This window comes from Cellulosimicrobium cellulans (genome assembly GCF_007679345.1).
GTDB lineage: Bacteria > Actinomycetota > Actinomycetes > Actinomycetales > Cellulomonadaceae > Cellulomonas > Cellulomonas cellulans_A.
Genome location: NZ_VEGH01000002.1, coordinates 185,217 through 201,474 on the forward strand (window position 1 = coordinate 185,217; position 16,258 = coordinate 201,474).

Here is a 16,258-nt window from a genome sequence, read left to right on the forward strand (position 1 = left end):
CCCGTCAGGCGCGCACGTCGTGCAGGTGGTGCACCACGTCGTGCAGGAAGTACTGCCCCAGCGTGGTCACCGTGAACGTCGAGCCGTTCGACCGGCGCCCGACGCGGTCCCACTGGTCCGGGCGGACCGCGGCGAAGCCGGCGGCGAGCGCCGCTGCGGCGTCCGCGAGCTCGTCCGACACCCGGCCCGGGTCCTGCCGGTCGTACCGCTCGGCGACCGCGGTGGCGTCCTGGTCCCAGTTGGGGAACAGCGGGTCGTCCTCGTCGAGCATCAGGCGCAGCCGCTCCGCGAACACCCGGTGCACGTCGCGCACGTGGGCGCCGTACTCGAGCGGCGACCAGGTACCGGGGCCCGGCCGGTCCCGGACGTCCAGCCGGTTGAGCGCCGCGCGCCACCGGGGCACGAGGTCGTGCACCGTCCCGGCGATGTCGGGGCCGGCCACGTCGGTCCCCGCGAACCCGCACTCCGGGCACCGCTCGGAGATGACCCAGGTCCAGTCCTTGGCGTCCGGGTCGGCGGGGCGGTACTCGTCGGCGGGGTCGGCGTCGGGGGGCGTCGCGGCGGTCACGTCACGCACCGTATCCCGAGCCCCCACCGGCCGGGCGGCGACGGCGGCGGCGCGGTGCACTACCGTCCACGGACGGAGGGTAGGCAATCCTTACTTGGTGCGGTACGTTCTGACGCGGCGTCATCTCGACGCCCGCCGCCGCCCCCGGGAGCACGCATGACCACGACGCAGGACCTGCCCGCCGCCACGCCGCGCACCCCGGGCGCCGCCCCCACCGACGCCGTCCCGCTGTCGGCGCTGCTCCGCGAGGGCACCCGCCCGGAGCACGAGGCGGCCGAGGGCTCGACGTTCGTCGAGGACCTGCTGGGCGGGCGGCTGACGACCGCCGCGTACGTCGACCTGGCGCTGCAGCTCCACGCGGTCTACACGGCGCTGGAGGAGGTCGGCGAGCAGGTGCGCCGCACCCCGGCCGGGTCCGGCGTCGTGTTCGACGAGCTGCGGCGCGTGCCCGCGGTCGAGGCGGACCTCGCGCACCTCGCGGGTCCGGGCTGGCGCGAGCGCGCCGTGCCGCTGCCCGCCACGGCCGCCTACGCGGCGGCGATCCGGGCGGGCGGCGCCGACGTCGGCGCCTACGTCGCCCACGCCTACACCCGGTACCTCGGCGACTTGTCGGGCGGCCAGGTCATCGGCCGGATGGTCCAGCGGCACTACGGCGTCGCGGACGAGGGCGTCGGGTTCTACGCCTTCCCCGCGATCCCCAAGCCCAAGCCGTTCAAGGACCTGTACCGCGCGCGGGTCGACGCGCTGGACCTGACGGACGCGCAGCGGGCCGCGGTGGTCGACGAGGCGCGGTCCGCGTTCCGGCACAACCGCGCGCTGTTCGCCGCGCTGGCCGACGTGCACCGGGCCGCCTGACCGCGCGGGGCCGGTACTCCCGCGACACCTGCACACCCCCGTCACACGCGCCAGGGCGATGTGCTGACGTTTCGTGCGAGGATGTCAGCATGCCCAAGATCATCGGCGGGTCGCTGCACGAGCACCGCGAGCAGACGCGGCTCCGCCTGTTCGGCGCCATGTCCCGGCTGATGGCCGAGCGCGGGTTCGACTCGATCACGCTCGCCGACATCGCGCAGGCGGCCGGCGTGGGCCGGACGGCGGTGTACAACCACTTCGCCGACAAGGAGTCGATGCTCGTCGGCTTCATCATGCACGAGACCGGGCAGTACGTGGCCGCGCTCGAGGCCGAGCTCGCGGGCATCGACGACCCGACGGAGCAGCTCCGCGCGTACGTCCGGGCGCAGTGCGAGCTCAAGCGCGACTACCACCTGGCCCCCGGCCCGGACCTGCGCTCGGTGCTGTCGCGCGGCACCCAGCAGCGGGTCCGCGAGCACGTGGTGCTCGTCGAGGCGCTGCTGCGCCGCGTGCTGTCGGCCGGCATCGAGTCCGGCGCGTTCCCCGAGCAGGACCTGGGCACGACGGTGTCGCTCGTCAACGCCTGCCTCAGCAGCCGGACGCTGCCGGACGACCAGCCCGCCCGCGAGCGCGCGATCGAGTCCACCGTGCTGTTCGTGCTCCGCGCCGTGGGCGCCGGGGAGCGGGCCGCGGCCGGGCTGCTCCCGGAGGCCGTGCCCGCCTGACCCGCGCCGACTCCGTCGTCCCGCGTTCACCCGCACGGCGGAGCGCCGGTGCGTCCACGTGTGGCGGCGAGCCCGACACGCGATGATGTGCGCGTGACCGACGCCCCGCCGCCGGCCCGGACGAGCGCGCCCCGCGGTGGCGGGGACGACGCCCGGCACTTCGCGCTGCTCGCGCACCGCCTCGGGGGCGCGACCGCGCTCGGCGAGGTGCACGAGGCCGCCGTGGTCGCCGCGCGCGACCTGCTCGACGTCGAGGTGGCCGCCGTCGCTCGGCTGGAGCAGGACGACTGGCACGTGCTCGCCGCCGAGCCCACCGACGAGCTGCCCGCGGCCGAGGACGTGCTGCGCGACGGCGAGGCCGTGCGCGCACTGGTCCGGCGACGGGAGACCTGGCTGTCCGCGCCGGGCGACGCCCCGGGCCGGCCGCGCCCCGCGCTGGTGGCGCCCGTGGTCGTCAACGGCGACCTCTGGGGCGTGCTGTGCGCCGTGCGCGACGAGCGCGCGCCCACGTTCACCGCGGACGACGCGGCCCGCGGCGAGGTGCTGGGCGCGCTCCTGGGGGCCCAGATCGCGCGGCTCGACCTCGCGGAGCAGGTCCGGCACCTGGTGTCCGACGACGCGTTGACCGGCCTGAGCACCCGCCGCGTGGCCGACGAGGCGGCGCAGGCCGCGATCGACTCCGGCGACGAGACCTGCATCGTGATGTGCGACGTCGACGGCCTCAAGCGGGTGAACGACGAGCTCGGCCACGACGCCGGCGACGAGCTGCTGCGCAGCGTGGCGGGCGTGCTGCGCCGGGCGGGCGGCGGGCTGCCGGGGTCGACGGTGGCCCGGATCGGCGGCGACGAGTTCTGCGTGGTGACGTCCGGCATCCCGCGGACCACGGTCGTGCAGGTGATGGACGCGACCGTCGGGGACAGCGCCCTGCCGTTCGGGGCGTCGCTGTCCTACGGCATCGCGTCCTCGGCGCGCGGCTCCCTCGGCGCGGCTCCCACCCCCCGGTCGCTGTTCCGCCGCGCGGACGCCGCGCAGTACCACGCCAAGCGGAGCCACGCAGCGGCGCGGGCCCGGCAGTACCGCGCCGACGACCCGGGAGCCGTGCTCGGCCGCACCGTCGCGGCCACCGTCACCGCCCTGTCCGCGACCGGCCCCGCCCCGCTGTCCCGGCTGTGCGCCCTGGCGGCGGCCGCGACCGAGGCGATGGGCGGGTCCGGCTGGTCCGTGCAGCGCGAGGACGGCCCCGAGCCGGTGCTCGTGGCGCGCGGCGGCACCGGCTCGCTGCACGTCTCGGGCGTCCGGCAGGTCGAGCTGCGGCGCGCGCCGTGGGCCGTCACCGTCGAGTCGACCCTGCCCGACGACCGCACCGTCACGACGACGCTGCAGACGCTGCTCTCGCTGGCGGTGCTGGGCGCGTCCTGACCCCGCGCCGGACGGGCGCGGGGCCGGGCGCAGGGCCGCCGGGCGCAGGGCCGCCGCCGGTGCGCGCAGGTCGCCGAGGGGGTACTCGACACGTCGAGCGAGTACCCAGCGGGTACTCGCTCGACGTGTCGGTTGCTCGCTCGGCGCTGGCAGCGGACGCGGCCGGCGCGGCGGCCGGCGCGGCGGGCGGCGCGCGGCGCGGCGGGCGGCGCGGCGCGGCGGGCCGTCAGCCGTGCAGCGGGAGGGACAGCTCCGCCGGAGCGCCCGCGGTCACGCGGACCGGCACGCCCCAGTCCTGCGAGTTCAGGTGGCACGCGGGGAACTCGATCGCCGGGTCCGCGTCGCAGCTCGCCGCGCGCGCGGTGACGTGCAGGACGCCCTCGGCCACCGCGGGGTTGATCCGCAGCGTCCGGGTGAGCGGCACGTCGTCGCCCGCGCCGTCGAGCAGCAGCTCCGCCGGCGTCGCGGACACCCGCAGCATCGTGGACGGGCCGAACCGGTCGTCGTACTTCTGCCCGGCGGCCGGCGTGAACACGACGTCGAGCGCCAGCTCGCCCGGGGCGATGTCGGTGACCGGACGCTGCGTCCGGTGCGCGCCGGCGTCGAGCACCTCGCCCGCGAGCGTCGCCGGGAGCGCGATCCGGGTCAGCCGGTGCGCGGCGGACTCGACGACGAGCAGCGTGACGCCGCCCGCCTCCGCGTCGGCCTGCACGACGATGCCGCTCGGCTCGGCCAGGCCCGTCGCGAGCGTGCTCACCTCGCCGGGGCCGTCGCCGCCGGTCGCCGGCGCCCAGCGGCGCACCGCCCCGTTGTAGGTGTCGGCGACGACGACGGACCCGTCCGGCAGCACCGCCACCCCGAGCGGGTGCTGCAGCAGCGCCTGGTCGGCCGCGCCGTCCCGGTGCCCGAAGTCGAACAGGCCCGCGCCGACCGCGGTGCCCACCACCGCACCGGACCAGGCGTCCGCGGGGCCGGTGGGCGCGGTCCGGGCGGCGGCGAGCGCGGCGCCCGCACCGACCAGGCCCGCGAACCCGCCGGTCGCCGGGGCGGCCTCGGCCGTCGCGACGGCCGGGGTCCCGGGGTCGATCCAGCGCAGCGCCGACACCTCGGAGTCGGCGAGCCACACCCGGCCGTCGGCGGCGAGCGCGGTCCCCGACGTCTGGGCGAACCACGCCTCGCGCGGGTCGCCGTCGGTCAGGCCCTCGTTCATCGTGCCGGCGACGGGCTCGACGACGCCGTCCCGGGGGTCGAACGCCCAGAGCTGGTGGTTGCCGGCCATCGCGACCAGCGCGGTGCCGGTCTGCGGGGACCACACGACGTCCCACGGCGAGGACAGCGGCACGGAGGTCGCGGCCCGGGCCCCGCCGGCGCGCCACAGGTCGGTGCGACCGGGCAGCGGCGACGGCACGGTGGGCTCGCCGACCAGGTACTGCTCGCCGGTACCCGCGACGGTCGTCACCGCGCCGTCGGACAGCCGGACGCCGCGCAGCGCGTGGTTCACCGTGTCGGCCACCAGCACGTCGTAGCCGACCTCCGCCGCGACGTCCTCGGGCAGCAGGGTCAGGCCGTTGGGCTCGCTGAACCGCGCGTCGTCCGGGCCGCCGTCGACCAGCCCGCGCTCGCCCGAGCCGATCCGGCGCAGCAGCGTCTCGCCGTCCGCCGCGAGCTCGGCGAGCGAGTGGTGCCCGGCGTCGGCGACCAGCAGCGTGCCACCCGGCAGCGCGACCGCCTTCGCGGGGAACCGCAGCGTGCCCGCGGTGGGCTCCGGCGGGACGTACGGGCCGCCGCCGCGGTGCAGCGTGCCCTTGGCCTCGTGCTCCGCGACCAGGTCCCGGACCAGGCGCTCGACGTTGCTCTGGTGCCCCTCGCCCGCCATCTGGGCGACGATGTAGCCTTCGGGGTCGATCACCACCAGGGTCGGCCAGGCGCGCGCGGTGTACGCGGACCAGGTGACCAGCTCCGGGTCGTCCAGCACGGGGTGGTGCACCTCGTACCGCTCGACGGCGGCCGCCAGCGCGACCGGGTCGGCCTCGTGCACGAACTTCGGGGAGTGCACGCCGACGATCACCAGGACGTCGCGGTACTGCTCCTCGAGGGCGCGCAGCTCGTCGAGGACGTGCAGGCAGTTGATGCAGCAGAAGGTCCAGAAGTCGAGCAGCACGATCTTGCCGCGGAGGTCCGCGAGCGCGACGTCCTGGCCGCCGGTGTTGAGCCAGCCGCGGCCGACGAGCTCGGACGCGCGGACCTTGGGGAGACGGGTGCTGCTGGTGGTCACAGGAGTAGTGAACACGACGCGGCCCGCGGATCGTCCCGCCGGCCGCGGACCGGGACCGCGCCGGTGCCGGGCGACCCGGACGCGGCGTCAGCCGAGCGGACGCACGGCGCCGACGACGCGCACCTGGACGGCGACGCCGTCGACCGCGGCGGGGACCGCGGCGGCGTCGGCGCTCGTGGCCACGCTGACCCGGAGGCGGTAGCCGCCCTCGGCCCGGGCGAGCCCGATCCCCCGCACGCCGGGGCGGCCGTCGAGCTCCCGCCGCAGCCGCAGCTTGGCGGTGCGGGCCCGGTCGATGTCCGCCACCTGCACCACCGCCCTCGCTCCGAGCCGGGCGGTGGTCGCCGGGTCAGGCGGCGGGCGAGCCCAGCAGCCGGGCGCCGAGCGCCGTCAGCACGGCGTCGATCGGGTTGACGTACGTCAGCCCGGTCCCATTGTCGCCCCCGGTCTCGGAGCCCGCAAAGAGCAGGCCGAGCGCGACGCCGTCGGCGCGGTAGACCAGGGAGCCGGAGTCGCCGCCGCGGGAGAACGGGCCCGTGCCGGTCGACTCGACCTCGATCTGGTCGTCGAACCGCAGCTCGCCCAGCTCCTCGCCGTACCCGACGACCACCTCGTCCAGCTCGATCGCGGACACGCGCCCGCGGGTGACGGCGGTCGTGCGGCCGATCTTCGCGACCTCCTCGCCGCCGACCGCGACCGCCGTCGTGGTGACGAGGCCGACCGGGTACGTCGGGTCGACACCGGGGTCGTCCAGCAGGGCGACGGCGGCGTCGACGGTGGCGACCCGGCCGGGCGCCAGCGGGACCGTCGCGGCGAGCGTGCCCACCCGGTCGGCCGGGGCGGTGCCGCCGTCGGCGGGCCCCGGTTGCAGGACGACGTCCCCCGCCCGCGCCCGCGGGGAGCCGGCGAGCACGTGGTAGTTGGACAACGCGTGCACGGCACCGTCGACGGTGACGAACGCGCCGAGCGTGCCGGCGGTGACGTCGACGTGCGCGATCGACACCCCGGGGCGCAGCGGGCGGACGCGGCCCGTCTCGCCGACGGCCTGCGCGGTCGCGACCGGGGGCCGCGGCGCGGGGACCCGGCGCAACGGCCGGATGCGGCCGGTGCGCCGCACGTCCGCGGCGGGACCCACCTGCTCCGCCACCCGTCGCGCGACGCTCCGCACGCCGGGCAGCCCGAGCCGGTAGCGCACCGCGACCCCGTACGACCCGTCGGCCCGCGGCGCCAGGCCGAGGGCGACGGCCGACCGGCCGGGTGCGCCGTCGTCGGCGGCCGCGGCGACGACGCCGTGCTGCGCGAGGTCCTGCAGGTAGCCGACCAGCTGCTGCTTCAGCCGGCGCGCCTCGTCCTGGTCCATGCGTCCTCCCCCTCGGCCGGTCGGTCGGTGGCCGGCGGGGACATCCTCACGCCGGCCACCGACACGCCCCTGCGGGTCAGGCCGCCGGGGGCGGGGTGCGGCCGTCGTACCGCTCGACGACCTCGCGGTGCGAGGTGTGCGCCCGCTGGCTGTTCAGGACCAGCGCGAGGATCAGCGCGAGCACGCCCGCGCCCATGCAGATGTAGCCGATGACCGTGAGGTCCACGTTCGCGATGTTGTCGCTGACGCCGAACGCGAGGATCGCGCCGATGACGATCAGGGCGATGCCGCCGCCGATGCCCATGGTCGGACTCCTTCCCGGCCCGGGCGGGGGTGCCCGGGGCTCCGGGACCGAGTCTGGCGGCGGACGCCCTGCTCCGCGCGTCGAGCGACCCGGTCGGGTGACCGCCCGGACGAGCCGGGCCGCCCGGGCCGCGGTCCCGCGGCCCGGGCGGCGCCCTCAGCCCAGGACCTCGGGCAGCGGCGGGAGCTCCTCGCCGCTGAGCCCGAGCACGTGCTCCGCGAGGAACGCGTCGACGACCTGGTACCAGACCTTCGCGTGCTGCGGGCTGAGCACCCAGTGGTTCTCGTCCGGGAAGTACAGGAACCGGTGCGGGGTCCGCCCGTTCTCGTCCGCGGCGAGCGCCGACCTCGACAGCAGCTCGTACCAGAGGCGCAGGCCCTCGCCGATCGGGACCCGGTAGTCCTTGTCGCCGTGCACGACCAGCATCGGGGTGACGATCTTCTCCACCGACAGGTGCGGGGAGTTCGCCAGCGCCATCTCCGCGGTCATCTCCCGCTCCCAGTAGAAGGAGCTGTCGGTGGTCGGCCCGAACTGGTCGAGGGCCCACAGGCTGGCGTGCGTGACGATCGCCCGGAACCGGTCGGTGTGCCCGGCGACCCAGTTGGCCATGTAGCCGCCGAACGAGCCGCCCATCGCGGCGGTGCGGGTCTCGTCGACGTCCGCGCGCGCGACGGTGGCGTCGGTGATCGCCATGAGGTCGGTGTACGGCGCCGCGCCCCAGGCGCCCCAGCCGCGCTGCACGAAGTCCTGGCCGTAGCCGGTGGACAGCGCCGGGTCCGGCAGCAGGACGGCGTAGCCGCGGGCCGCCATGATCCACGGGTTCCACCGCCAGGACCACGCGTTCCACGAGTTCAGCGGGCCGCCGTGGATCCACAGCAGCAGCGGCGCCGGCGACGCCGCGGACGCGCCCTCCGGCAGCACCAGCCACGCGCGGACCTCGGCGCCGTCCTCGGCGGTCGTGCTGACCTCCGTGAGGGTGCCGGGCAGCGCGGGCAGCGGCGCGGGCGCGGGCAGCGCCACCGCCTCGACCGGCTGCCCGGTCGAGAGCGCCGCCGCGAGGTCGATCCGGACCGGGTGCGACGGGGCCGCGTAGGACACGCGCAGGGCGTACAGCGTCGCGCCGTCCGGGCTCACCCGCAGGTCGCTGAACACGGCGTCGTCGGCGGTCACCTGCGTGACGACGTCCGCGCCGAGCGCGACGTGGAACACCGGACCGCGGCCGAGGTGGTCCGCGCCGACCAGCAGGCCGGCGCCGTCGCGGGTCCAGGCGATCTCGTGCGGCCAGCGGTCCCAGTCCGCGGCGACCCGGCGCGGGGCGGCGTCGGCGGCGTCCAGGTCGGCGACCCAGAGCTGCACCTGCGGCGCGGCGGTCGGCGTGGTGATCGTCTCCCGGAGGTACGCGACCCGCCGGGAGTCCGGGGACACGACGGGGCCGGCGACGTCGGCCGCCGTGTCGTCGACCAGCACGCGGCGGGTGCCGGTGGCGACGTCGATCGCCACGAGCTGCTGGCGGACGGTGCCGCGGGCGCCCGGGCGGGCCCAGGAGGTGACGAGGGTGCGGCCGTCCGGGGACAGCACGGCGTCCTGGTGCTGCAGCGCCGCGCCGGCGTCGGGGGCGAGGTCCCGCAGCACGAGCCGCGGCGCGGCGGCGCCGGCCTCGAGCGACGCGTCGACGGTGGTCAGGTCGCCCGCGAACAGCCGCGGCTGCGCCGGGCCCAGGTCGTGGTCCCAGTACCGCACGGGGTAGGAGGAGTGCAGGATCGCGGCGACCTTGGCGTCCTTGCGGGCGCCGATCAGCCGCTCGTCGTCGGCGTCGTCGGCCGCGCTGGGCAGCACGTCGGACGGGACGACGACCACGGGCGCGTCCTCGGCGACGACGACGCCCCCGATGCCCGCCCTGCGGGACGCGACGACCCGGGCCTCGGCACCGTCGGCCGGGAGCAGCCAGAGCGCGGCCGGCGGCTCGTCGTCGGGGGCGTCGGCGTCGGCGTCCGGGCGCGCGGACGTGAACAGCAGGTCCCCGGACGACGCGAACCGCGCGGACGACTCGCCCTTCGCGGACCGGGTCAGGCGGCGCGCCGGGCGGTCACCCTCGGGGTCCACCTCCCACAGCGCCGTGACGTAGCGCGTGCGCTTGGCGTCGAGCGTCGACACGGCGGTGACGAGCCGGGTGCCGTCCGGGGACAGCGCCAGCCCGGACATCCGGGGCAGGGCGACGTAGGCGTCGAGGTCGTGGAACGGGCTGGGCGGCGTGGATCGGCTCTCGGTCACCCCGCCGTCCTATCACGGCTCGCGGGGCGCTCCCCCGGCATCGCCCGTCCCGCGCGGGTCCCGCTGCGCCAGCCGGGCGAGCATCGCGTTGTACTCGTCCATCTCGGTGTCGCCGTCGCGCTCGACCTTGCGGTCCCGGCGCTTGGCGGTGCGCTCGTCGTCCCGTGCCCAGGCGAACGCCACGGCCACCGCGAGCGCCAGGGTCGGCAGCTCGCCGATGCCCCAGGCGACGCCGCCGCCGCGCTGCTGGTCGACGATCGCCGACGGCCCCCACTCGCGGCCCAGCAGACCGAACCAGTCCGGCACCAGGAGCACGTCACCCGTGGTGAGCGCGACGCCGAAGAACGCGTGGAACGCCATCGTGGCGAACAGCAGCAGGAGCCGCTGCGGGTACGGCGGGCGGTTGGGCCCCGGGTCGATGCCCACCAGCGCGTTGACGAACAGGTACCCGGCGAGCGAGAAGTGCAGCACCATCGCGTAGTGGCCGACCTCGGAGGTCAGCGCCCAGCGGAAGACGTCGGTGTAGTAGAAGACGATCATCGACCCGGCGAAGTTCACCGCGGCCACGACGGGGTTCGCGAGGAACCGGCCCCACCGGCTGTGCACCAGGCCCAGCAACCACTCCCGCGGCCCCCGCGACGCGTCGGCGCCGCCGCGCCCGGCACCCGACCGGCTGGCCCGCGACGGCAGCGCCCGCAGCGCCAGGGTCACGGGCGCCGAGAGCGCCAGCAGCACCGGGATCACCATGGCCAGGATCATGTGCTCGACCATGTGGGCGCTGAACAGCACGTGCCCGTACATCGCCGGCCCGCCGGAGGTGGTCCAGAAGAACAGCAGCATGCCGGCCACCCAGGACGCCGTGCGTCCCCAGGGCCACGCGTCCCCTCGACGGCGCAGCCGGAGCACCCATCGCAGGTAGACGACGATCCCGGCCACCGCCGCGGACGCGAGCAGCACGTCCCACCGCCACTGCGTGATCCAGGACAGCGTGGTCGGCTCGGGCGGCAGCGCGTGGCCGGTGACGATCTCCGCGGGGGTGGGGTCGGTGATCGGGTCGTCCGGCACCGGCGGCGGCGAGGAGCCGAGCGCGACGGCGACGCCGGAGACGGCGCCCATCACGGTGAGCTCGACCAGCACCAGGCGCCAGAACAGCCACGTGGCCGGCGCCCGCTCGTCACCGCGCAGCCGGCCGACGACGCGGCGGCGGTGCGCCAGGCCGAGCAGCCCGAGCACGCCGAACAGGGCGATCTTCACCAGCAGCAGCACGCCGTACCGGGTCGTGAGGTCGTCCCACGAGCCGAGCCGGATGACCGAGTTCACCGTGCCGGACACCGCGACGGCGGCGAAGCACCAGGCGGCGATGACGGAGAACCGCGCGACGGCCGGGGCGAGGTCGGCGCCGAGCCGGTGCGCGAGCGGGGACAGGGCGAGCAGGGTGCCGATCCACAGGGCCGCGCCGACCAGGTGCAGGAACATCGACGACGTGGCGAGGTCGTGGCTCGCGGCACCGGCGGCGTGCCCGGTCTGCGCCGACTGCCAGAGCGCCACCAGCACCAGGCCGGCGATCCACGCGGTGCCCACGGGCGAGGTGGTCATGAGCGCGAGCGCCGTCGTGACGGCCGCCGCCACCGCGACGAACAGCAGCACCCGGCCGAGCTCGAACTGGGTGACGAACTGGCCGAGCTCGCCGCCGAACGCGGGGTCGGTGGGCGACAGGCCGGCGACGTTCGCGTAGGTGAGGACGAGCTCGACCACGGCGGTGAGCGTCCACACCGCGGCCGCGACGGCGGTGATCCCGGACGCCGCGCGGACGACGGCCTCGTCCCGCCGCACCAGCACGGTGGCGAGCAGCACCAGGCCGCCGAGGGTCGCGGAGGCGGCGAGCTCGGCGCCCGTCGACGCGATCGGCAGCCCCCAGCGCACGAGGGCGCCGGGGTCGCGCAGGGCGGTGGGGGCGGCGGCGCCGGTGAAGGCGATGCCGGCGACGACCGCCGCCAGCGCGGCGACCGCGAGGGCGGCGAGGCGCAGCCAGTCCGCCGAGCGCCCCGGGCCGTCCGCGGCGCGCGGGCTGCGGGCGGTGCGGGGGCCCGCCGGGGCGGTGACGCCGGGCGCCATCAGCCCTCCGCCCGGCCGTCCCCGCCGGTGGGCCCGGTCGGGCCGGTCGGTCCGTCGGTGCCCGCGGGGCCGTCGGCCGGGTGCGACCGGCGCCGCTCCCGCACCACGAACACCGCCACCGCGCCCGCGGCGAGCACGGCCACGACGATCGCGGCGACCATCCCGGCGGCGATCCCGGCGTCCTCGTCCTCCGCGAGCTCCTGCTGCGGCGCGAGGGTCGCGGAGGCGGTGGCCTCGGCCCGGGGCTCGGCCGTCGGCGCGGCGGTCGGCTCGATCGTCTCGGGCGCGGCCGGGACGGCGGCCTCCGCGCCGGACGCCGCCGTGAAGGCGAGCGTCCCGGACAGCGGGTGGCCGTCCGCCGAGGTCACGCGCCACTCGACGGTGTACGCCCCGGCGGGCAGCCCGGTGGACAGCGCCTGGGACACGGTGTTGTCGACGAGCGCGGCGTCCCCCGAGCTCACCACGCCGCCGTCGGGGCCCAGCACGACGATCTCGGTGCCCAGCGACTGCGCCGGCTGGTCGAAGGTCAGCGTGATGCTCGCGGGCGGCGCGTCCACCGTCGACCCGTCCGCCGGGTCGGTCCCCAGCAGGGAGTTGTGCGCGTCCGCGCGGCCCGCGGTCAGCAGCACCGCCGCGAGCGCCAGCAGCACCGCGGCGAGGGCGGCGAGCGCACGGGGCACCGGGGCGGGCGCCGCGACGGCGCGGGCGGAGCGGGCGGGCGCGGCGGGGGTGCGGGTCGTGCGGTCGGAGGGGATCACGGCTCCATCATCACCCGGGGCCGCCGTCCGCCGCGCCACGGGTGGCGCGGATCACCCGCTGCGACGCCGGCGGCGATCGGGGGCGGTCGGGCGGGGAGCCGGCCTGTGGACAACCGGATCGGGGCCGGGTGCCGCCCCTAGGGTCGAGGAGGTGAGGACCCCGATGCTCGCCGACCTCGACCCGGACCAGCGGCCCCGGGAGCGGATGCTGCGCCTGGGCGCGGACGCGCTCTCCGACGTCGAGCTCGTCGCGCTGCTGCTGGGCTCCGGCCGCCGGGGCTCCAGCGCCCTCGACACCGCCCGGGACCTGCTCCTGGCGCACGGCGGCCTGGCCGGCCTCGCGCGCGCCGAGCCGCCGGACCTGCTGCGCTCCCCCGGCGTCGGCCCCGCCAAGGCGACCCGCGTCGTCGCCGGCCTCGCGCTCGCCCGCCGGTTCGGCACCTCGACCGACCGCCGGGCGACCGTGCGCACGCCGGCCGACGTCGCGCGGCTCGCGGCGCCCCTGCTCACCGGGCCCGCGGACGGGCGCGTCGTGGCCGTCGTCGGCGACCGCGCGGCCCGGCTGCTCGGCGCCGTGGTCGTGCCGGCCGCGTCCGCGCACGCGACGCCGCCCGCGGTGCGGGAGGTGCTGGCCGAGACGCTGCGTCGCGGTGGCGTGACGCTCGCGCTCGCCCACCGGCACGAGCCCGACGACCCCCGGCCGCACCCGGTCGACGCGCAGGCGGCGGACGCCGTCGCCGACGCGGCCGCGCACTGCGGCGTGCGGCTGCTGGACAGCCTGGCGCTCTGCGGCGAGGGGTGGACGTCGGTGCTGCCGGCACCGGGGGTGGGGGCAGGATGAGCGACGTGACCGACGCGCAGCCCACCCTCCGGATCGCCGCGGCGGTCATCGTCGACGACGCGGGCCGGTGGCTCCTCGTCCGCAAGCGGGACACCGCCGCCTACATGCAGGCCGGCGGCAAGATCGAGCCGGGCGAGGACCCGCGCGCCGCGGTGGTCCGGGAGATCGGCGAGGAGCTCGCGGTGGTCGTCGACCCGACCCTGGTCCGGGACCTCGGCCGCCGGGACGCCCCGGCCGCGAACGAGCCGGGGCACCGGCTCGAGGCGCACGTGTTCGCCGTCGACGGGGTGACCGGCGCCGTGCCGACCGCCGAGATCGCGGAGGCGGTGTGGGTGACGCCGGCCGAGGCGGCGCGGCTGCCGCTCGCGCCGCTGACCGTCGACCTGCTGCGCGAGGCGGGCGCGGCGTCAGCCCCACGATGAGCTCCTCCGGCCGCGAACGAGGACTCCCTCAGGTCGGACTGCCCAGCCTCGGAGCGTGCTCGCCCGGAGCCGCTGCCCGCCGCGGACTGGCGGCGTCCTCCGCCCGGCCTAGGGTCGGGGCATGGCCCGCTCCATCGCGACGAACACGACCGTCGACCTGCCCGCGCTGCTGGACTTCGTCCGCACCCGGCACCACCTGCTGCTCGCGACCGCCCGGCGCGACGGCCGCCCGCAGATCTCCCCGGTCAGCGGCGGCGTCGACGACCAGGGTCGCATCGTCATCTCGACCTACCCCGGCCGCGCCAAGGCGGTGAACGCCGAGCGCGACCCCCGGGTGTCGGTGCTCGTGCTGTCGGACGACTGGGACGACGCCTGGGTGCAGGTCGACGGCGACGCCGAGGTGCTGCACATGCCGGAGGCCGAGGACGCGCTGGTCGACTACTACCGGTGCATCGCCGGCGAGCACCCCGACTGGGACGAGTACCGCGCCGCGATGCGCGTGCAGGGCAAGAGCCTGATCCGCGTCACCCCGACCCGCTGGGGCCCGGTCGCCACGGGCGGCTTCCCGGCGGAGGTCGCCGCGCGCCTGGACGGCTGACCGGCCGCCGCGTGCGCGAGCGCGGCAGGTCGCGCCGAACGCGGGCGCCCGAGCTACCGCGGCCGGCGGGGACCACCGCGCTCGGCGGGGGCCACCCGCGCGGCGGAGGCTCCGGCGCCGGTCAGCCCCAGACCAGCGCCTGCGCCGGGTCCTCCAGGACCGCCGCGACGTCGGCCAGCACCATCGAGCCGAGCGCGCCGTCCACGAGGCGGTGGTCGACGCTCAGCGCGAGCTGCGTGACGTGCCGGACCTTGATCTTGCCCTTGTGCACCCACGGCTGCTCGCGGATCGCCCCGAACGCCAGGATCGCGGCCTCGCCCGGGTTCAGGATCGGGGTGCCGGTGTCGATGCCGAACACGCCGACGTTGGTGATCGTGATCGTGCCGTCCGACATGTCCCGCGGCGTGACCTTGCCCGCGCGCGCCGTGGACGTCAGGGCGGCGAGGCCCTCGGCCAGGTCGTGCAGGCCGAGCCGGTGGGCGTCCTTGATGTTCGGCACCACCAGGCCGCGCGGGGTCGCCGCGGCGATGCCCAGGTTCACGTAGTGCTTGTAGACGATCTCCTGCGCCGCCTCGTCCCAGGACGCGTTGACGTCCGGGTGCCGGCGGACCGCGAGCAGCAGCGCCTTGGCGGCGATCAGCAGCGGGGTGATGCGGACGTCCGCGAACTCCTTGTCCTGGCGGAGCCGCTGGACGAGCTTCATGGTCCGGGTGACGTCGACGGTCTGGAACACGGTGACGTGCGGGGCCGTGAACGCGGAGGTCACCATCGCCTCGGCGGTGCGCTTGCGGACCGACTTCACCGGGACACGGGTCTGCCGGCCGTCGGGCGACACGGTGCCGGACGCGAGCCACGGCTGGTCGTCGGCGGGGTAGGTCGCGAGCACGCGCGCCTCGGCCGCGGCCTGGTGCGCGAGCACGTCCTCGCGGGTGACGATGCCGCCCGGGCCGGTCGGCACCACGGAGTCGAGGTCGACGCCGAGGTCGCGGGAGAGCTTGCGCACCGGAGGCTTGGCCAGCGCGCGCCGGCCGGAGACGGCGGCGGGCTCGCCCGTGGCGACGGCGCCCGGGCGGACCGTCGGCATGGCGGCCGGCGCCGGGGAGGCGGACGGGGCCGCGGGTCCGCGCGAGGCGCCCGGCCCGGCGGTCGCGGGCCGCACCGGCGCCGCGCCCGTGGTGGCGTCCGGGCCGGCCGCGCCGGCGTCGACGTCGCCCTCGGCGGAGGTGAACCGGGCCCGGCGGGCGGTCGGCGCGGCGGCCGTGCCGTAGCCGACCAGCACCGCCCCGCCCGGCTCCTCGGACTCCGCGGCCGCGGAGGCCGCGGGCTCGGCGGCGACGGACGCGTGCCGTGCGACCGGGGCACCGGCCTGCACCGGGTCGGCGTCGGACGTCGGCCCGTGCACCGGCACCTCGGGCCCCGCGCCCGGCGCGGCGTCGGCGGGTGCCTCGCCGGTCGGGTCGGTGTCGATCTCGATGATCGGGGTGCCGACCTCGACCGTGGTGCCCTCCTCGACCAGCAGCCGCGTCACCACGCCCGCGAACGGGCTGGGCAGGTCCACCAGCGACTTCGCGGTCTCGATCTCCACGATCGTCTGGTTGATGGCGACGGTGTCGCCCACGGCGACGTGCCAGGCGGCGATCTCGGCCTCGGTCAGGCCCTCGCCCGCGTCGGGGAGGCGGAACTGCTGGAAGGACGGCACGGTCGGTGCTCCTCGGGGTGGTGCGGGCGGTGGTCGGCGGGGGCGCGGGCC

General features: G+C 77.2%; 15 protein-coding genes. 6 read left to right on the forward strand and 9 right to left on the reverse strand.

The window, feature by feature from the left end:
- Positions 1 to 4: 4 nt before the first annotated feature.
- Complete coding sequence (locus FS882_RS03165) at positions 5 to 568, reverse strand: DinB family protein (protein ID WP_158370745.1); 564 nt, start codon at positions 566 to 568, stop codon at positions 5 to 7.
- 156 nt (positions 569 to 724) lie between these two features.
- On the opposite strand from FS882_RS03165, the gene FS882_RS03170 reads away from it, so the two are divergent.
- The 3 genes from FS882_RS03170 (at position 725) to FS882_RS03180 (ending at position 3,564) form a co-directional block, all read left to right on the forward strand.
- Positions 725 to 1,423: a heme oxygenase (biliverdin-producing) gene (locus FS882_RS03170; RefSeq protein ID WP_158370746.1), complete on the forward strand. Its 699-nt coding sequence runs from the start codon at positions 725 to 727 to the stop codon at positions 1,421 to 1,423.
- An 89-nt stretch (positions 1,424 to 1,512) separates the two neighbouring features.
- Positions 1,513 to 2,145: a TetR/AcrR family transcriptional regulator gene (locus FS882_RS03175; protein ID WP_158370747.1), complete on the forward strand. Its 633-nt coding sequence runs from the start codon at positions 1,513 to 1,515 to the stop codon at positions 2,143 to 2,145.
- Positions 2,146 to 2,238: 93 nt separating this feature from the next.
- On the forward strand, positions 2,239 to 3,564 hold the full coding sequence (locus tag FS882_RS03180; protein ID WP_262348035.1) for a sensor domain-containing diguanylate cyclase: 1,326 nt from the start codon (positions 2,239 to 2,241) through the stop codon (positions 3,562 to 3,564).
- A 226-nt stretch (positions 3,565 to 3,790) separates the two neighbouring features.
- Here FS882_RS03180 and FS882_RS03185 read toward each other — a convergent pair whose 3' ends face one another.
- From FS882_RS03185 to FS882_RS03215, 7 genes are all read right to left on the reverse strand, one after another.
- Positions 3,791 to 5,839 carry an NHL domain-containing thioredoxin family protein gene (locus FS882_RS03185; protein WP_158370748.1) on the reverse strand — a complete coding sequence of 683 codons (2,049 nt, stop codon included), beginning with the start codon at positions 5,837 to 5,839 and terminating at the stop codon, positions 3,791 to 3,793.
- A gap of 87 nt (positions 5,840 to 5,926) precedes the next feature.
- Positions 5,927 to 6,145: a hypothetical protein gene (locus tag FS882_RS03190; protein ID WP_187365108.1), complete on the reverse strand. Its 219-nt coding sequence runs from the start codon at positions 6,143 to 6,145 to the stop codon at positions 5,927 to 5,929.
- A gap of 43 nt (positions 6,146 to 6,188) precedes the next feature.
- Entirely contained in the window at positions 6,189 to 7,199 is a 1,011-nt protein-coding gene (locus tag FS882_RS03195; RefSeq protein ID WP_158370751.1) for a hypothetical protein, read from the reverse strand.
- Positions 7,200 to 7,275: 76 nt separating this feature from the next.
- Positions 7,276 to 7,503, reverse strand: coding sequence for a DUF6458 family protein (locus FS882_RS03200; RefSeq protein ID WP_158370753.1), 228 nt, complete (start codon positions 7,501 to 7,503; stop codon positions 7,276 to 7,278).
- A 156-nt stretch (positions 7,504 to 7,659) separates the two neighbouring features.
- Positions 7,660 to 9,774 carry an alpha/beta fold hydrolase gene (locus FS882_RS03205; RefSeq protein ID WP_262348036.1) on the reverse strand — a complete coding sequence of 705 codons (2,115 nt, stop codon included), beginning with the start codon at positions 9,772 to 9,774 and terminating at the stop codon, positions 7,660 to 7,662.
- A 12-nt stretch (positions 9,775 to 9,786) separates the two neighbouring features.
- Positions 9,787 to 11,889 (reverse strand): cytochrome c oxidase assembly protein, encoded by a 2,103-nt coding sequence (locus FS882_RS03210; protein ID WP_158370755.1) that lies wholly within the window; start codon positions 11,887 to 11,889, stop codon positions 9,787 to 9,789.
- Positions 11,889 to 12,647 carry a copper resistance protein CopC gene (locus FS882_RS03215; RefSeq protein ID WP_187365109.1) on the reverse strand — a complete coding sequence of 253 codons (759 nt, stop codon included), beginning with the start codon at positions 12,645 to 12,647 and terminating at the stop codon, positions 11,889 to 11,891. Before FS882_RS03215 ends, FS882_RS03210 begins: the two co-directional genes overlap by 1 nt.
- Before the next feature lie 151 nt (positions 12,648 to 12,798).
- Between FS882_RS03215 and FS882_RS03220 the strand changes: the two genes are divergently transcribed.
- The 3 genes from FS882_RS03220 (at position 12,799) to FS882_RS03230 (ending at position 14,508) form a co-directional block, all read left to right on the forward strand.
- Positions 12,799 to 13,488 (forward strand): UPF0758 domain-containing protein, encoded by a 690-nt coding sequence (locus FS882_RS03220; RefSeq protein WP_158370759.1) that lies wholly within the window; start codon positions 12,799 to 12,801, stop codon positions 13,486 to 13,488.
- Positions 13,485 to 13,910 (forward strand): NUDIX hydrolase, encoded by a 426-nt coding sequence (locus tag FS882_RS03225; RefSeq protein WP_158370761.1) that lies wholly within the window; start codon positions 13,485 to 13,487, stop codon positions 13,908 to 13,910. Before FS882_RS03220 ends, FS882_RS03225 begins: the two co-directional genes overlap by 4 nt.
- Positions 13,911 to 14,031: 121 nt before the next feature.
- Positions 14,032 to 14,508, forward strand: a complete 477-nt coding sequence (locus FS882_RS03230) for a PPOX class F420-dependent oxidoreductase (RefSeq protein ID WP_158370763.1) — start codon at positions 14,032 to 14,034, stop codon at positions 14,506 to 14,508.
- 121 nt (positions 14,509 to 14,629) lie between these two features.
- Here the strand turns inward: FS882_RS03230 and FS882_RS03235 are convergent, their stop codons facing one another.
- Entirely contained in the window at positions 14,630 to 16,207 is a 1,578-nt protein-coding gene (locus FS882_RS03235) for a dihydrolipoamide acetyltransferase family protein (protein WP_158370765.1), read from the reverse strand.
- Positions 16,208 to 16,258: the final 51 nt, after the last annotated feature.